This is a genomic window from Paenibacillus shirakamiensis (genome assembly GCF_017874255.1).
Taxonomy (GTDB): Bacteria; Bacillota; Bacilli; order Paenibacillales; family Paenibacillaceae; genus Fontibacillus; species Fontibacillus shirakamiensis.
Map to the genome: position 1 here is coordinate 189,044 of NZ_JAGGLD010000001.1, position 15,447 is coordinate 204,490.

The 15,447-nt window shown below is 44.3% G+C and carries 17 protein-coding genes; 14 read left to right on the forward strand and 3 right to left on the reverse strand.

What is annotated here, in order from left to right; all coding sequences use genetic code 11:
- Positions 1-14 precede the first annotated feature (14 nt).
- The 6 genes from hemW to dnaJ all read left to right on the forward strand — a co-directional run bounded on the left by hemW (position 15) and on the right by dnaJ (position 6,715).
- Positions 15-1,220 carry a radical SAM family heme chaperone HemW gene (hemW, locus tag J2Z69_RS00790; RefSeq protein WP_245338905.1) on the forward strand — a complete coding sequence of 402 codons (1,206 nt, stop codon included), beginning with the start codon at positions 15-17 and terminating at the stop codon, positions 1,218-1,220.
- A gap of 109 nt (positions 1,221-1,329) precedes the next feature.
- A complete protein-coding gene (locus J2Z69_RS00795) occupies positions 1,330-1,797 on the forward strand; it encodes an N-acetyltransferase (RefSeq protein WP_209858324.1) in 468 nt (155 codons plus the stop codon).
- Between the two features lie 117 nt (positions 1,798-1,914).
- Complete coding sequence (gene hrcA, locus J2Z69_RS00800) at positions 1,915-2,946, forward strand: heat-inducible transcriptional repressor HrcA (RefSeq protein ID WP_209858326.1); 1,032 nt, start codon at positions 1,915-1,917, stop codon at positions 2,944-2,946.
- Between the two features lie 26 nt (positions 2,947-2,972).
- Entirely contained in the window at positions 2,973-3,563 is a 591-nt protein-coding gene (gene grpE, locus J2Z69_RS00805; RefSeq protein WP_245338906.1) for a nucleotide exchange factor GrpE, read from the forward strand.
- Positions 3,564-3,623: 60 nt separating this feature from the next.
- Positions 3,624-5,468 carry a molecular chaperone DnaK gene (gene dnaK, locus J2Z69_RS00810; protein WP_209858328.1) on the forward strand — a complete coding sequence of 615 codons (1,845 nt, stop codon included), beginning with the start codon at positions 3,624-3,626 and terminating at the stop codon, positions 5,466-5,468.
- A 113-nt stretch (positions 5,469-5,581) separates the two neighbouring features.
- Positions 5,582-6,715 (forward strand): molecular chaperone DnaJ, encoded by a 1,134-nt coding sequence (gene dnaJ, locus J2Z69_RS00815; RefSeq protein ID WP_209858330.1) that lies wholly within the window; start codon positions 5,582-5,584, stop codon positions 6,713-6,715.
- Positions 6,716-6,901: 186 nt separating this feature from the next.
- On the opposite strand, the gene J2Z69_RS00820 is transcribed toward dnaJ, so the two are convergent.
- Together J2Z69_RS00820 and J2Z69_RS00825 are read right to left on the reverse strand one after the other, a co-directional pair.
- The gene (locus J2Z69_RS00820; protein WP_209858332.1) at positions 6,902-7,180 is read right to left on the reverse strand and encodes a YxcD family protein; all 279 of its coding nucleotides are present in this window, start codon (positions 7,178-7,180) and stop codon (positions 6,902-6,904) included.
- A 2-nt stretch (positions 7,181-7,182) separates the two neighbouring features.
- A complete protein-coding gene (locus J2Z69_RS00825; protein ID WP_245338981.1) occupies positions 7,183-7,605 on the reverse strand; it encodes a hypothetical protein in 423 nt (140 codons plus the stop codon).
- Between the two features lie 210 nt (positions 7,606-7,815).
- Between J2Z69_RS00825 and J2Z69_RS00830 the strand changes: the two genes are divergently transcribed.
- The 7 genes from J2Z69_RS00830 to J2Z69_RS00860 all read left to right on the forward strand — a co-directional run bounded on the left by J2Z69_RS00830 (position 7,816) and on the right by J2Z69_RS00860 (position 12,926).
- Complete coding sequence (locus tag J2Z69_RS00830; RefSeq protein ID WP_209858336.1) at positions 7,816-8,184, forward strand: hypothetical protein; 369 nt, start codon at positions 7,816-7,818, stop codon at positions 8,182-8,184.
- A 55-nt stretch (positions 8,185-8,239) separates the two neighbouring features.
- A complete protein-coding gene (locus J2Z69_RS00835; RefSeq protein ID WP_209858338.1) occupies positions 8,240-8,413 on the forward strand; it encodes a YfhD family protein in 174 nt (57 codons plus the stop codon).
- Between the two features lie 132 nt (positions 8,414-8,545).
- Positions 8,546-9,511: a 50S ribosomal protein L11 methyltransferase gene (prmA, locus tag J2Z69_RS00840; RefSeq protein ID WP_209858339.1), complete on the forward strand. Its 966-nt coding sequence runs from the start codon at positions 8,546-8,548 to the stop codon at positions 9,509-9,511.
- Between the two features lie 2 nt (positions 9,512-9,513).
- Positions 9,514-10,197 (forward strand): site-2 protease family protein, encoded by a 684-nt coding sequence (locus J2Z69_RS00845; protein WP_209858341.1) that lies wholly within the window; start codon positions 9,514-9,516, stop codon positions 10,195-10,197.
- Positions 10,198-10,288: 91 nt separating this feature from the next.
- On the forward strand, positions 10,289-11,053 hold the full coding sequence (locus J2Z69_RS00850; protein WP_209858343.1) for an RsmE family RNA methyltransferase: 765 nt from the start codon (positions 10,289-10,291) through the stop codon (positions 11,051-11,053).
- A gap of 4 nt (positions 11,054-11,057) precedes the next feature.
- Positions 11,058-12,401: a tRNA (N(6)-L-threonylcarbamoyladenosine(37)-C(2))-methylthiotransferase MtaB gene (mtaB, locus tag J2Z69_RS00855; protein ID WP_209858345.1), complete on the forward strand. Its 1,344-nt coding sequence runs from the start codon at positions 11,058-11,060 to the stop codon at positions 12,399-12,401.
- Between the two features lie 90 nt (positions 12,402-12,491).
- Complete coding sequence (locus tag J2Z69_RS00860) at positions 12,492-12,926, forward strand: NUDIX hydrolase (protein WP_209860395.1); 435 nt, start codon at positions 12,492-12,494, stop codon at positions 12,924-12,926.
- Positions 12,927-12,978: 52 nt separating this feature from the next.
- Here J2Z69_RS00860 and J2Z69_RS00865 read toward each other — a convergent pair whose 3' ends face one another.
- Entirely contained in the window at positions 12,979-13,968 is a 990-nt protein-coding gene (locus J2Z69_RS00865; RefSeq protein WP_281069357.1) for a Na/Pi cotransporter family protein, read from the reverse strand.
- Between the two features lie 111 nt (positions 13,969-14,079).
- Here J2Z69_RS00865 and J2Z69_RS00870 point away from each other — a divergent pair, with 111 nt between their 5' ends.
- On the forward strand, positions 14,080-15,441 hold the full coding sequence (locus J2Z69_RS00870; protein WP_209858347.1) for a class I SAM-dependent rRNA methyltransferase: 1,362 nt from the start codon (positions 14,080-14,082) through the stop codon (positions 15,439-15,441).
- Positions 15,442-15,447 lie beyond the last annotated feature (6 nt).

Genomic DNA, 15,447 nt, shown 5'->3' on the forward strand with positions numbered 1-15,447 from the left:
AAGGAGATAGAAGGATGCAACCTACAGATGTACAAGACGCTCAGCCCATGGCTAGACAATCGGCTCCGGAGGCCGTTTATATACACATCCCATTTTGCACGAACAAATGCTTTTACTGTGATTTCAATTCTTACGTCCTGAAAGATCAGCCTGTAATGGATTATTTGCGTGCGCTTGATCACGAAATGGAGCTTACGGTGCAGCAGCATCCTCCCGGTATCATTAAGACCATTTTTGTCGGTGGAGGAACGCCTACGGTACTTAGCGCTTCAGAGATGGAGTATTTCTTGAATTCGGTACGTAGACATTTCCCCCAGTGGGCAGAGGATATCGAGTTTACTATGGAGGCTAATCCAGGTACAACCGATCTAGAGAAGCTATCGGTGATGAGACAAGGCGGTGTGAACCGCGTGAGCTTTGGTGTACAGGCTTTTCAAAATGAATTACTTAGCGGTATCGGCCGAATTCACAATACAGATGATGTATATCGCAGTCTAGACAATGCACGCAATGCAGGCATCAGCAATATGTCTATTGATCTTATGTTTGGTCTACCTAATCAGACGGTGGAGATGCTAGATCAAAGTATTACAAAAGCTCTTGCCCTTGATCTTCCGCACTATTCGATTTATAGCTTGAAAGTAGAAGAGAACACCCTATTCCATACGATGTATCAAAAAAATCAGCTGCCTCTGCCTGATGAAGAAGATGAATTAGAGATGTATTTGCTCTTAATGCGCCGTATGAAGGAAGCGGGCTATAAGCAGTATGAGATAAGCAATTTCGCCAAACCTGGATTCGAGAGTCGTCATAATATGACTTATTGGCGTAATGAGGACTACTACGGACTTGGAGCAGGGGCGCATGGATATGTAGGCGGCGAGCGGCATATTAACATTAAAGGCGTTAATGCATACAATGAAGGAGCTGCCAAGGGCCTACCTCGACTGGATCATTTCGACGTTCCTGCAGCGGAAGCTATGGAGGATTTTGTTATGGTGGGCCTCCGTGTGTTAGATGGTTTCAGCAGCCAGAGCTTCTTCACGCAGTTTGGTGTGGCAATTGAAGAGAAGTTTGAAGCGCCTTTAACTAAAATGCTGAAGCTCGGTTTGCTTGAAAAAATATCAACACCCGAAGGGTATAGACTTACCGAAAAAGGAATTTTGTTTGGTAATGATGTGTTTGGTGAGTTCATTGGATACTTAACTGCCACTTCTTAACGGTAAATGCCATGAACACCGTCCTCATTCATGTTAATTTCATATTGAAATGTTATACGCATTATTGTATATTTATTCATATTGAAATGGAGGACGGGGAGGAAGGGTAATGACAGCTACTGTAGTATGTCGACAAGCAGAGCATCAAGATGTGGGGCCTTTATACGAAATGATTGAAGAGTACGCACGGCTGGGCATTATGCTTCCCCGCTCACGGACAATACTAGAACGCCAAATTCATGATTTTGTTGTGGCTGAGATTGATGGGGTTGTGGTGGGCTGCGGTTCATTATGTATGCTAGGGCAGGATCTTGTAGAGGTTCGCTCACTCGGCATCAGTGATGGATACAAAGGGCTGGGGATTGGCTCCAAGATCATTGACGAGCTGACCAAGCAAGCGAGAGCTAGAAACATTATCAAAATTATGGCACTTACTTATGAAGTTTCATTTTTTCAGAAGAATGGCTTTACTGTTGTCGAAAAGGAAATTTTCCCTGAGAAAGTATGGACGGATTGCGTAAACTGTGCGAAGCAACATGCATGTGATGAAATAGCTGTACTTAAGATGCTGAACTGACTTGACAATTGCCATGTCAGTTTGGTATTTTTGTAGTATCGATTAGCACTCGATGTAAGTGAGTGCTAACGAACGGATTGTACTTCATGACATTGAATGCAGCTAGGGGGGAACATCATGTTAACAGAACGTCAAAGAATGATTCTAACAGCTATTGTGGATGACTATATCCGTTCTGCGGAACCTGTGGGTTCCCGAAGTATCTCCAAGCGCGGCGATGTCGGCTATAGTCCGGCTACGATACGGAATGAAATGTCGGATCTTGAAGAACTGGGATTTTTAGAGCAACCTCATACTTCAGCAGGGCGTATACCATCACATAAAGGTTACCGATACTATGTCGATCACCTAGTTCCTGTGGAGTCCTTAGGCGCCGAAGAATTGAAGCAGCTTAAGACGTTTTATGCAGAGAAGTTGAATGTACTTGAACAAGTGGTACAACACGCAGGTACCATCCTCTCTCATATGACGAATTACACTTCCATCCTTCTGGGACCGGAGGTTTTTCATACTTCATTACGACATTTCCAACTTCTCCCACTCGGGGAGGATACAGCCGTTGCCATCGTAGTGACGAATACTGGGCATGTGGAGAACAAAACGGTATCCATTCCGCCAGGATTATCCATCTCCGAAATGGAGAAAGTGGTCAACCTGCTTAATCGCAAGCTGACTGGGGTACCCATATATAAGCTCAAATCTGCACTTTATGCCGAAATGGGTCAGGAGTTACAGCGCCACGTCTCCCACTTTGAGGATCTTATGACTGTATTGGATCAAGCTTTAGGAAGTGGACAGGAAGGGCCTCGTGTATTCCTTAGCGGAACAACGAATATGCTGACCCAGCCGGAGTTCAAAGATGTAGACAAGGTGAAGAGCATTCTCGATTTACTTGAAGAGACACCTACCTTGATGAAAATGATGAGTTCCGCCTCCTCCGGTACAGGTATTCAGGTCCGGATTGGCACTGAGAATAGCCATGAAGCTTTTGCAAATTGCAGCTTGATTACAGCCACTTATGCTGTGGAAGGTCAAGCGCTTGGCACCATTGGTATACTGGGTCCGACCCGGATGGAATATGCCAGAGTGATGGGCATTCTTACGATTTTATCTAGAGACATGACTAAGTTTTTATCCAAGCCACACTAAATATAACTTCAGGAGGTGAAGAAATCTTGAGTGAACACACAACAAATTCAGAAGAACTTCACAATGACGCTGAACTAAATGAGAATGAAGTTCCCGTAAATGCAGAGAACGATATTCCTGGCGCAGATTCAGCGGAAGGAGAAGCGATTGAAGTTGCAGGCAATTCCGAACTTGAGCAACTTCGTGCTGAGGTTCAAGAACATCAAGCAAGAAGTCTTCGTGCACAGGCAGATTTCGATAATTTCCGCAGACGTACTTTGAAGGAAAAAGAAGACTTTGCCAAGTACGCGTCTTCCAAATTGATCACGGAGTTAATTCCGGTTGTTGATAATCTAGACCGAGCTTTGTCCGCTGTTCAAGTTCAAGCTGAAGGAGAATCTTTTGCCAAAGGTGTAGATATGATCTTCCGTCAATTGGAGGGCATCCTTAAGAACGAAGGTCTTCAAGTTATGGAGACTGTAGGTCAACCTTTTAATCCAGAATATCATCAAGCGATTATGACGGTAGAAACAGATGAATATGAAGAAGGTATTGTTGTAGAAGAATTGCAAAAGGGCTATCTTCTAAAAGACAAAGTTCTTCGTCCTGCGATGGTTAAAGTTAGCGGTAACGCATAACACGCCACGTACACACACATAAGCACACCACAATATAAGTATATAAGGAGGAAATTTTCAATGAGTAAAGTTATCGGTATTGACCTTGGAACCACGAACTCTTGCGTAGCTGTTATGGAGGGTGGAGAAGCAGTAGTTATTCCTAATCCAGAGGGCGCGCGTACAACCCCTTCCGTAGTAGGTTTTAAGAAAGATGGAGAGCGTGTAGTCGGCGAGACAGCTAAACGTCAAGCAATCACGAACCCGGATCGCACGATCAGCTCCATTAAGAGACATATGGGTACAAATCACAAAGAAACCATCGATGGCAAAGACTATACACCACAAGAAATTTCTGCGATTATCTTGCAAAAGTTGAAATCTGATGCAGAAGCTTACCTAGGTCAAACTGTAACGCAAGCGGTTATTACCGTTCCTGCTTATTTCAATGACAGTCAGCGTCAAGCTACCAAAGATGCCGGTAAAGTAGCAGGTCTTGAAGTACTGCGTATCGTCAACGAGCCTACCGCTGCTGCACTAGCTTACGGACTTGAGAAATCTGAAGATCACACGATCCTTGTCTATGACCTGGGTGGTGGTACATTCGACGTATCTATTCTTGAATTAGGTGATGGATTTTTCGAAGTTAAAGCAACTAGTGGGGATAACAAGCTAGGCGGCGATGACTTTGACCAAGTAGTTATGGATTACCTTGTAGCTGAATTTAAAAAAGAACAAGGAATCGATTTGAGCAAAGATAAAGCAGCTGTACAACGTCTGAAAGATGCTGCAGAGAAAGCTAAAAAAGAACTTTCTGGCGTACTTACAACTACAATTTCACTTCCGTTTATTACTGTAGTCGATGGCGTTCCTCAGCATTTGGAGTTGAACTTGACTCGTGCGAAATTTGATGAGATCACAGCGGATCTTGTTGAGAGAACACTCGGACCGACTCGTCGTGCGCTTACCGATGCAGGAATGACACCAGCAGATATTGATAAAATTGTACTTGTGGGTGGTTCAACTCGTATTCCAGCGGTACAAGAAGCCATTAAGAAGCTTACAGGCAAAGATCCGCATAAAGGTGTAAACCCGGATGAAGTGGTAGCCCTTGGTGCAGCCGTACAAGCGGGCGTATTGACTGGTGATGTGAAAGATGTAGTCTTGCTGGATGTCACTCCATTGTCCCTAGGTATTGAGACAGCTGGTGGTGTGTTCACGAAGATGATCGACCGCAATACAACGATTCCAACAAGTAAATCCCAAGTGTTCTCCACCTATGCTGATAATCAGCCTAGCGTTGAGATTCATGTTCTTCAAGGAGAGCGTGAAATGGCAGCAGGCAACAAAACATTGGGTCGCTTCATGCTCGGAGATATTCCTCCAGCACAACGCGGTATTCCGCAAATCGAAGTTACATTTGATATTGACGCAAATGGTATCGTGAACGTATCTGCTACCGATAAAGGTACGAATAAGAGCCAAAAAATTACGATCACTTCTTCCAGCGGTTTGAGCGATACGGAAATCGAGCAAATGGTTAAAGATGCTGAACTTCATGCAGATGAAGATAAAAAACGTAAAGAATTGGTTGAAGCTAAAAATGCTGGAGATCAATTGGTATACTCCGTAGACAAAACGATCAAAGATCTTGGCGAAAAAGCAGATGCTGCTGAAGTAGAAAATGCGAATACAGCTAAAGAAGAATTGAAAAAAGCTCTAGAAGGAGACAACTTAGAAGAGATTACAGCGGCTACTGAAAAGTTGACTGAGATCGTTCAACAATTGTCCATGAAGCTCTACGAGCAAGCTGCTCAAGATGCTCAAGGTGCAGAAGCACCGGAAGCTAATGGCACTACAGCGGGTAGAGACAATGTAGTCGATGCAGACTATGAAGTGGTTGACGAAGACAAAAAGAACAACTAAATTATAGACATATCGTTTATAGTTAGAGAATGAGTAGGAAGGTCAAAGCGCACAGGCGTCCCGCGCTTTGGCTTTCCTTTTGCTAAGTCTTGAGAATATGGGGGGTGGAAGCATTGGCTGAGAAACGCGATTACTATGAGGTGTTAGGCCTCGGTAAAGGTGCTTCTGAGGAAGAGATTAAGAAAGCTTATCGTAAGATGGCTCGCCAGTATCATCCGGATGTGAACAAAGCTGCCGATGCAGAGACCAAGTTCAAAGAAGTCAAAGAAGCTTATGACACGTTGAGTGATTCTCAGCAGCGTGCTCGCTACGATCAATATGGTCATGTAGACCCGAACCAGGGAATGGGCGGTGGCTTTTCTGGGGATTTTGGCGGCAGTGGGGGACTTGGTGATATCTTCGATATGTTCTTTGGTGGTGGAGGCAACGGGGGGCGTCGTGATCCTAATGCTCCGCAACGAGGCAATGATCTTCAATACACGATGACCATTGAGTTCAAAGAGGCGGTATTCGGCAAAGAATCCGATATTACGATTCCGCGTACCGAGTCTTGTGACACTTGTTTTGGTTCTGGAGCTAAACCAGGCACTAAGCCAGAGACGTGCTCGGTCTGTCATGGTGCAGGTCAGCAAGAAGTAGTTCAGAATACGCCATTTGGCAGAATGGTCAATCGCCGTCCTTGCAGCAACTGCTCAGGTACAGGCAAGATTATCAAAGAAAAATGCCCAACTTGTCATGGAAATGGTCAAGTGAAAAAACAGCGTAAGATTCATGTTCGCATTCCTGCGGGCGTAGATGATGGCGCACAATTACGTATGAGTGGCGAAGGTGAAGGGGGCCTCCGTGGCGGTCCAGCGGGCGACTTGTATATTGTTATTCGAGTGAAGTCTCATGAATTCTTCGAACGAGAGAACGATGATATCTATTGTGAGATTCCATTAACCTTCGCTCAAGCGGCTCTGGGGGATGAGATTGAAATTCCTACCTTAACCGAGAAGGTGAAATTGAAGATTCCAGCTGGAACACAGACCGGAACGTATTTCCGCCTCAAAGGCAAAGGAGTACCGAAACTGCGTGGTGTGGGCCAAGGTGACCAGCATGTGAAGGTAGTCGTAGTGACGCCTAGCAAGCTTACAGATGAACAAAAGGATTTGCTTCGTCAGTTTGCCGGTCTAGACGGTGAGCATACCCATGAGAACGAACAGTCCTTCTTTGACCGCATGAAAAAGGCGTTCCGTGGAGACTGAACGGATGCAAACTAAGAAAGCTATTCCCGTGGCTTAGGCTTAAGGGAATAGCTTTTTTTTGAGTTGATCCTTAGTTATAGATTGATAAGTTTAAGTTTAATATACAGATCTATTAGTCCGATCTATGAGTCCAAAAAAAGAAGCCCTCGATTTCTCGAAGGCTTCTTTTTTATATTGTGCTATTCATTAGCTAGCCACATAAGCAATAATTTCTTCATCCAGATCTAGGGTAACGTCCTCGCGGAAAGCACGCACTCCGTACTCTGTATGCATATAGAGAAGAATTGCTTCAATAATGTTAGATTCGACTAGGTACATATTTCTTCCGCTGACCCATACTTCACCCGTGTATCCGGTGTCTTCATCCCAGCTTAATTCTACTTGTACATCCGCTGGCTTTACTTGCTTCCTTTGAGCAGTATGAAGACAGATAGCATTAATGATTTCGTCCATACTTAGCGTCATACTTAGTATCTTCTTCCGCGGTTGTCATCATATCTTGGTTTCTTAAAGCGGCGGAAGAGTGCAATACCTACCATCACTACGGCATAAATGACAAGCATATTAATTAGAAAACCGAAAATATTACCCATGGCGCCCATATTTGAGAACATTCCGCCGAACAGCAACCCGGCAATACCACCGATCATAAGACCTTTCATCAGCCCGCCGCCGCTAAAAAATCCGCGCTTTGCAGTTTGTCCTGTATTAGATTTGTTAGTACTGTTGCTCACATTAGAATCTTTCGTAGATTTCTTCGGTGTTGTCGTATACGATTTCGTTCCTGACTTGAAACCACCGCCACCGCCGCGTCGTGCATCGGCACTATGTGGAGCCACAAAAGCAAAGAACAAAGTAAATGCCATGACGACAAGCATCATTTTTTTCATCATTGGTGTAATTGAACCTCCTAGAATTATGTTTGTCTACACTAGAGTAATACGGAGCTAGTGTAGGATTGGTTTCAAGAATATACATTTTATTTTACCCAAGTATTGGACCCTTAATCTTAGGTATAATGAACGCCTTTTTATCGCAATCTACAAAAGGAATAAATCTCTATAAGTTTTCTTGTAGAAAAGGCAGGTGTTCTCCAACCAATGGGTGAAAAAAACATTTTGGCTTATTTCAAAAGTCCTGAAGAAGCGGAAGAAGCCGCACATAAATTGCAGGCTATTAGAGTAGAGGAAATATCGATTGATCGTTTCGGTAAATATCCGGGTAGAGGATACTCGCCGGTGAATATGTTAGCAGGCAGCTTCACTAGTCTAGCCGCTATTACGCAGGATGCGGGATTGTTTGATGCGTCGAGCAGTATTATGGCTGCAGCTGATCCAGCCGCAAGTGGCATGAGTGATGGAGGAGCTGGGGGTCCGACAGGTAGAGATATTTTGCTTACTGTTATTGTAGGGGAAGAGACACACCATCAAGCGCTTAGGATTATTGAAGACGCGGGCGGCTTGATCTGAACAATTTAGCCAATAAGCGAATTTAACTATATTTCAAGGGAAGAAGGAGTTCGCAATGACCAAACAATCCGATTATACCCAGCGTTTCTCTGGTAAAGTACCAAGCACGCTTAAGGGAAGTGCCGAAGACGTAGAATTTTCTGAGGATCGTGCTGATCATGAAGACTGGGAAGCACTTCAGCGTAGTGAACGGGCAGATGCACGTCAAAAAGGGAATCGCAAAGTGTAATTGCACTCGTGATATCGAAGTAAGCCGCCCTAGGCCAGGGGCGGTTTTTTTGTGTGTAAAGTATTTTTGTCTCCATTCACAATGTATAGTACAATAAATGTTACGCATAAGAATGAGGAGGACTTTTTTTACATGAATTGGAAAGAGCTTACAATACATACTTCGGAACAAGCAGTAGAGATGATTACGAATTTCCTGCACGAAGCGGGAGCAGGCGGGGTCACTATTGAAGAAGCCGTTAACTATAGCAAACTGCAAGATACTTCATTTGGACAGTTCTATGAACTCCAGCCGAATGGAATTGCTGAAGGTGAAGCTAGAATTAAAGGTTATTTCCCTGAGACCTCTGAGATTAATGGGGTTATAGCCCAAATTAAGCCCCGAATTGAGGAACTAAGTGATTTTGGGATTGATACAGGCGAAGTGGATTACCAAGTGAAAGATGTACATGAAGATGATTGGGCTAATAATTGGAAACAGTATTTCAAGCCGATTCGTGTCTCAGAGCGTCTTACCATTAAGCCAACGTGGGAAGCGTACACGCCATCAAGTCCTGATGAGCGCATCATCGAGATCGACCCGGGAATGGCCTTTGGAACAGGCACTCATCCTACAACAGCGCTATGTCTTCGTGCATTAGAAGGTATTATTCGTGAAGGTGATGAAGTAGTAGATGTAGGAACAGGCTCAGGAATTCTTGCAATTGGCTCCATTCTTCTTGGAGCAAAGCATGTTCTTGCTATTGATTTGGATCCCGTAGCGGTAGCCAGCGCGAAAGAGAATACTTTATTGAACCAATTAGATGATCACATTACGGTTCATGAAAGTGATCTGCTTGCTGTGCTGAATCAAGGTACAGAAGGCCTTGGTGTAAAGTTACCTGTTCGCATTGTAGTTGCGAATATATTGGCTGAAGTGATTTTGCTATTTATTGATGATGTCTATCAAGCGCTTGAACCTGGTGGATACTATATCACTTCGGGCATATATAAAAATAAAGAAGCGTTAGTGCAAGAGGCTTTGATTGCCTCCGGATTTGAAATTGTTGAAGCTGCGCGTGAAGAAGACTGGGTTGCTTTTGTAGCCAGAAAGAGGTAATGATGGATTTTTTGGACCGAATATTATATATCCCGCTTGACCGGTTACCCTTTTATTTAATTACTTTGATTATTGCCTTTACAATACATGAATTCAGTCATGCCTACTTTGCGAATAAGTTTGGAGATCCGACGGCCAAATTGCTGGGTAGAGTTACCCTTAATCCAGCCGTACACTTTGATTTATTTGGGATTATCCTTCTCCTGATCGCCGGATTTGGTTGGGCAAGGCCCGTGCCTGTGAATCGGGACAATTTCAGCAAACCTAGACTGATGGGGATTATTGTATCTGCGGCGGGACCGCTTAGCAATTTGCTGCTTGCAGTAATTGGAACGCTCGTCTATGCGATGCTAAATCATTTCGGAGCACTGGAATCCATTGATAACGAAAAATTACTGTCAGCTATTCGAATTTTCTTCAATACATTCAATTTAATGAATTTTTTCTTGTTCCTGTTTAATTTAATTCCGCTTCCTCCTCTAGATGGATATAGAATTATTGAAGATTTGGCGCCTCGCTCGATATTAGGAGACTTGAAGCGCTTAGAACAGTGGGCTGTTTTTATATTTTTATTAATTATGATTGTTCCGCCTCTTCAGAACTATACGATTAGACCTTTATATGCCTTTGCTAACTATATGTATCTGGAATTCTTCTATGCTTTTCAATACTTAATAGGAGGTTAAATCCTCCTGATTTCAACGTATTTATTCTGGTCAGTGGATGTCAAACGTTGTATGATGGACTCTGGTCATTTTTGGACAAGGATGGTTAAAGATGCAGCGATATTTTATTCCAACAGATCAGTTTGGAGATTCAGAAGTTGTCATTACAGGTGAGGATGCTAGGCATATTGCTAGAGTCATGCGCGGTAAGCCGAAAGATCAGGTGATTGTCAGCGACGGGATTTCCCGGGAAGCGGTAGTGGAGCTTGTACTCGTAGATCCTCTCGAAGTTACGGCTGTGATTATCGAGACAATGGATATGTCCCAAGAAGCTTGGTTACAAGTTACAGTAGCCCAAAGTTTACCCAAAGGGGACAAAATGGAACTGGTAATTCAGAAGTGCACGGAGATTGGTGCTACAGCCTTTGTACCCTTCCTCTCTGAACGAACGATTGTACAATACGATGAGCGTAAAGAAGATAAACGGGTAACGCGGTGGCGCAAGATTGCCAAGGAAGCAGCGGAACAAGCTCACCGAAGCAAAGTGCCAGATATAGAGTTTTCACACTCATGGAAGCAATTACTTCAGACGTTTGAGAGCTATGATCTAGTGCTGTTGTGCTACGAGAAAGAAGAAGGACGGCAGTTAAGAGATGTACTGCAGCCTTTTGTAGAGAATATGGATCGAAGCCGAACCTACCGCATGCTTATTGCAGTAGGCCCCGAAGGTGGACTAACGGAGAAGGAAGTACAGCAAGCAGAAACCTCAGGAGCCCTTAGTATTGGGCTTGGCCGAAGAATTCTTAGAACAGAGACGGCTGCTATGGCAGCTCTGACCTGTATGCTGTATGAAACCGGAGAAATGGGGGGAGTGTGAGCATATGCCATCCGTAGCCTTTTACACATTGGGATGCAAAGTTAATTTCTATGATACGGAAGCCATTTGGCAACTCTTCAAAAATGAGGGATATGAACAGGTTGATTTTGAACAGACAGCCGATGTCTATTTGATAAATACCTGTACAGTAACCAATACTGGAGATAAGAAAAGCCGTCAAATTATCCGCCGAGCTGTTCGCCGGAATCCGGATGCGATTGTAGCTGTTACGGGTTGTTATGCTCAGACTTCTCCTGCGGAGATATTAGATATTCCAGGCGTAGATCTCGTAATTGGAACTCAAGATCGAGAGAACATTATGCCATTCATTAAGCAAATTCAACATGAGCGTAAGCCTATTAATGCGGTACATAACATTATGAAGACACGTGAATTTGAAGAGCTGGACGTACCTGATTTTGCGGATCGAACCCGGGCATTCCTCAAAATTCAGGAGGGCTGTAACAATTTCTGCACCTTCTGCATTATTCCATGGTCCAGAGGCCTCTCGCGTAGTCGGGACCCCGAAAGTGTCATAAAGCAAGCCCGGTCTTTGGTCCAAGCAGGATTTAAGGAAATTGTATTAACAGGAATTCATACCGGTGGGTATGGAGATGACTTGGATCATTATCGCTTAGCTGATTTGTTATGGGATCTGGATAAAATAGAGGGTCTTGAACGCATTCGTATCAGCTCCATTGAAGCAAGTCAGATTGATGAGAAGATGCTGGATGTGTTGAAGAATTCATCGAAGATGTCGCGTCATTTTCATATTCCTTTGCAGGCGGGGAGTGATGAAGTCTTGAAGCGGATGCGACGTAAATATACAATCGCGGAATTCGAAGAGAAAATCAGACTGATTCGTGAATTTATGCCAGAGGTGGCCATAACAACGGACATTATCGTAGGTTTCCCTGGAGAGACGGATGTTTTGTTCCAGCAAGGTTTTGAAGCAATGAAGCGCATTGGATTCTCTGAAATGCATGTCTTCCCATATTCCAAGCGTACTGGTACTCCAGCGGCTCGGATGGAAGATCAGGTGGACGAAGAGGTAAAGAATGCTCGTGTTCACAATCTTATTGATCTATCTGAACAAATGCAGCTCGCTTATGCTGAAAAATTTGTAGGTCAGGTGCTTAGTGTAATTCCTGAGCGGGATGACAAAGGACTTTGCGGTGAGGGTAAGCTGATGGGTTATAGTGATAACTATCTGCAGATTCTATTTGATGGGCCCGAAGAACTTCGAGGTCAAGTATGCTTGGTGCAATTAACGAAAGCAGGGGTTAATACTTGTGAAGGACAATTAGTTCGCGTTCTTGAAGGTATGCCTGAACTTGTCGTACAGTAAGATCTTACAGCAAGGATTTCGCCTGCGCCGCAGGATGGAGTCCTTGTTGTTCACATAGGAAGAGAAACTGGCTTATAAGGGAGGCACATCATTATGCGAATGAAAGAAATTTCGGCCGGTGGGGTCGTGTACCGTAACACTTCGCAAGGCATTGAGGTTCAGTTAATTACAGATCGTTATGGTAAGATCTCTTTTGCGAAGGGAAAGAGAGAAGCCGGGGAGACGATTGAACAAACCGCACTTCGTGAGATTGTAGAAGAGACTGGAGTAGAGGGAAGAATCATTCAGTCTATTGATATTATTGCTTATACGTATCAGCATTCGGAACATGGTGAAGTAGATAAGGAAGTTCATTACTACCTTGTGGAAAGTAAAGGCGGAGAACTGCGTCCTCAAATTGAAGAAATTCGCGGTGTGGCTTGGTATGAACCCAAGGAAGCTTGGGAGAAGCAACAGAAGTCGGGTTATGATAACAATGATTTTATATTGGAAAAAGGTTTAAAATTACTCGGCTTTGATTTTTAGGCAATCCATATATAAGCAGAACTATATAGGAGAAAATCTTACATAGTCCAGTTTAACTCTCACTCATTTTAAATCTAGGATGTCTCCACATGGGCAGATAACATAAAGGTAGCGCACCCACAGAACAGATGATATTGAACAAGGTCTGACTGTGGGCAATTTGCGTGGCTGGATCGTCTGAGAATAGAGCAGACATATGCTGTAGCGCGGATATCATGGGCAAGAAGAGCAGGGCTCCCCCTACATTGAGTGCAACATGTGACCATGCCACAAAACTGCCGGATCTGGTACCTCCAATCGAGGCAAGAAGTGCAGTGACACAAGTACCGACATTTGATCCAATGACCATAGCAATGCCTAATTCCACAGGTAAGGCGCCCGTACCCACGAGCGTCATCGTCATTCCTATAACCGCAGCACTACTGTGGATAAGTGCGGTTAGGATTGCGCCAGCCGCAGCTCCCCATAGTACACTATCCGCAGCACGAGTAGTGAACCACTCTAGTACACCAGCGGCTTGAAGAGTTGGGCTGATCGATTGCATCCACCGTATGGCAATCATAATTATGCTGAACCCTGCACTGGCAAGGGCGGCATGTTGTAACGAGCGTAAACGATGTAACCACAGCTGCGGATAATTAGCTAACATTTCGCTAGCGATAATAGTGGCAGTCCATAGACTGACAGAGAAAAGCAATAAGGGTAACCCAAGTGTGGTGAAATTGAAGGCGATCAGTTCCGTGGTTAGACAAGTCCCGATGTTACCGCCTAGAATAATGCCAAGGCTGCGGGCATAAGTAAGAATCCCTGCATTCACAAGCCCCATGGTCATAACGGTGACCGCTGTGCTGCTCTGTAGGATGGCTGTAATCCCTGTACTGAATAACAGGCCTCTCAGCGGTGTGGTGGTGGATGCATTTAGTACGCGAACGAGTCTAGGTCCAGCCCAAGCTTGCAAAGAAGATTCCATAATCTTCATACCAAATAAGAAGAGAGCAAGTCCAAACAGAAGTGGAATAACAATTTCACGGAGTATAAGCAATTTCAATCCCTTCTTTTCCTTTAGAAATGAAGACTTAATATAACGTTATGCGGATTGGCTACAAGGCATGACAGGCATCAAGATGAAGTAACCTGAAGGAGTGATGATGCAGTGGCATCTGTAATATTAAAGCGTAGTCGAAAAAAGAGATTGGAAAAGGCTCATCCCTGGGTCTATAGCAACGAGATTGAGTCGACCACAGGAGAACCGGTGCCGGGTCAATTGGTTCAGATTCTGAACCATCAACAGCGATATTTGGCTACGGGATACTATAATCCTAAGTCTCAAATTACCGTGCGTGTTGTATCTTATCCTGCATTAGAAGAGATGGATCTCGCCTTTTTCATGAGCCGTTTCCAAGCTTGCCTGGAGCATAGAAATCGCTTTGTAAAAGAAAATGCATATCGACTTGTCTATGGAGAGGCAGATTTCCTTCCAGGACTTATTGTCGATCGATTTGGAGATGTGTTAGTGCTTCAGCTCCTTACTCTAGCTATGGATCAGCGTAAAGACCTTATTGTACAAGCTTTAGTTGAAGTAGTGGGTCCGCAAGGGATTTATGAACGAAGTGACGTTAGTGTACGGGAGATGGAAGGGCTAGAACAGAAGAAAGGACCATTATATGGGACTTGTCCTCGTCATGTGACTGTGAAAGAGAATGGTCTATCCATCACTGTAGATATCGAGGAAGGCCAGAAGACAGGCTATTTCTTCGACCAACGGGAAAATCGTGCTTCCATCGAACCGTTAATGACAGGATGGGGAGGACGCAGTGGAATTTCCATGCAGGAGGTCACTCGTGAATCTGGCGAACTTGCTGTAGTTCCTACCAATAGCAAAGGCAAAGAAGTCACCTTCCCTTTCTGGGATGGGGCAACAGTATTGGAATGCTTTTCACACACGGGTAGTTTTACGCTTCATGCTTGTAAGTACGGCGCCAAGAAAGTGACTTGTCTAGACATTTCAGAACATGCGATTGAGAGTGCGAAGGAAAACGTGGAACTCAATGGATTTATTGAGCGTGTAGAGTTCGTAGTGGCCGATGCTTTTGATTACCTAAGAACCCAAGTCAAAGGTGTAGATGAGCGGCATAAAAGGGCGCAAGGCAAAGCGGATACTTCCGTACCGATGACCGCAGGCGGTGGGCGCACATGGGATGTCGTTATTCTTGATCCGCCGGCCTTTGCTAAGACCAAGAGTGCCGTACCTGGGGCGGTTCGTGGCTACAAAGATATTAATCTACACGGCATGAAGCTGGTAAACGAAGGGGGATACCTCGTTACGGCGAGTTGTTCTTATCATATGCGTCCAGAATTATTTTTGGACACGATTATGGATGCGGCTGAAGATGCAGGTAAAATTTTAAGGTTAATTGAATGGCGTGCCGCAGGCAAAGATCATCCTCAGATTCTTGGGGTTGATGAAGGGCACTATTTGAAATTTGCGATTTTTGAAGTTCGCAGCAAAAAGTAAATCCTT

Coding starts and splice junctions, on each gene's coding strand:
- J2Z69_RS00820 (WP_209858332.1), bottom strand. CDS start 7,180: ATGACGCTAAGTATGGACGAAATCATTAATGCTATCTGTCTTCATACT.
- J2Z69_RS00835 (WP_209858338.1), top strand. CDS start 8,240: ATGACCAAACAATCCGATTATACCCAGCGTTTCTCTGGTAAAGTACCA.
- hrcA (WP_209858326.1), top strand. CDS start 1,915: ATGTTAACAGAACGTCAAAGAATGATTCTAACAGCTATTGTGGATGAC.
- J2Z69_RS00850 (WP_209858343.1), top strand. CDS start 10,289: ATGCAGCGATATTTTATTCCAACAGATCAGTTTGGAGATTCAGAAGTT.
- hemW (WP_245338905.1), top strand. CDS start 15: ATGCAACCTACAGATGTACAAGACGCTCAGCCCATGGCTAGACAATCG.
- dnaK (WP_209858328.1), top strand. CDS start 3,624: ATGAGTAAAGTTATCGGTATTGACCTTGGAACCACGAACTCTTGCGTA.
- mtaB (WP_209858345.1), top strand. CDS start 11,058: ATGCCATCCGTAGCCTTTTACACATTGGGATGCAAAGTTAATTTCTAT.
- J2Z69_RS00825 (WP_245338981.1), bottom strand. CDS start 7,605: ATGAAAAAAATGATGCTTGTCGTCATGGCATTTACTTTGTTCTTTGCT.
- J2Z69_RS00795 (WP_209858324.1), top strand. CDS start 1,330: ATGACAGCTACTGTAGTATGTCGACAAGCAGAGCATCAAGATGTGGGG.
- prmA (WP_209858339.1), top strand. CDS start 8,546: ATGAATTGGAAAGAGCTTACAATACATACTTCGGAACAAGCAGTAGAG.
- J2Z69_RS00830 (WP_209858336.1), top strand. CDS start 7,816: ATGGGTGAAAAAAACATTTTGGCTTATTTCAAAAGTCCTGAAGAAGCG.
- J2Z69_RS00845 (WP_209858341.1), top strand. CDS start 9,514: ATGGATTTTTTGGACCGAATATTATATATCCCGCTTGACCGGTTACCC.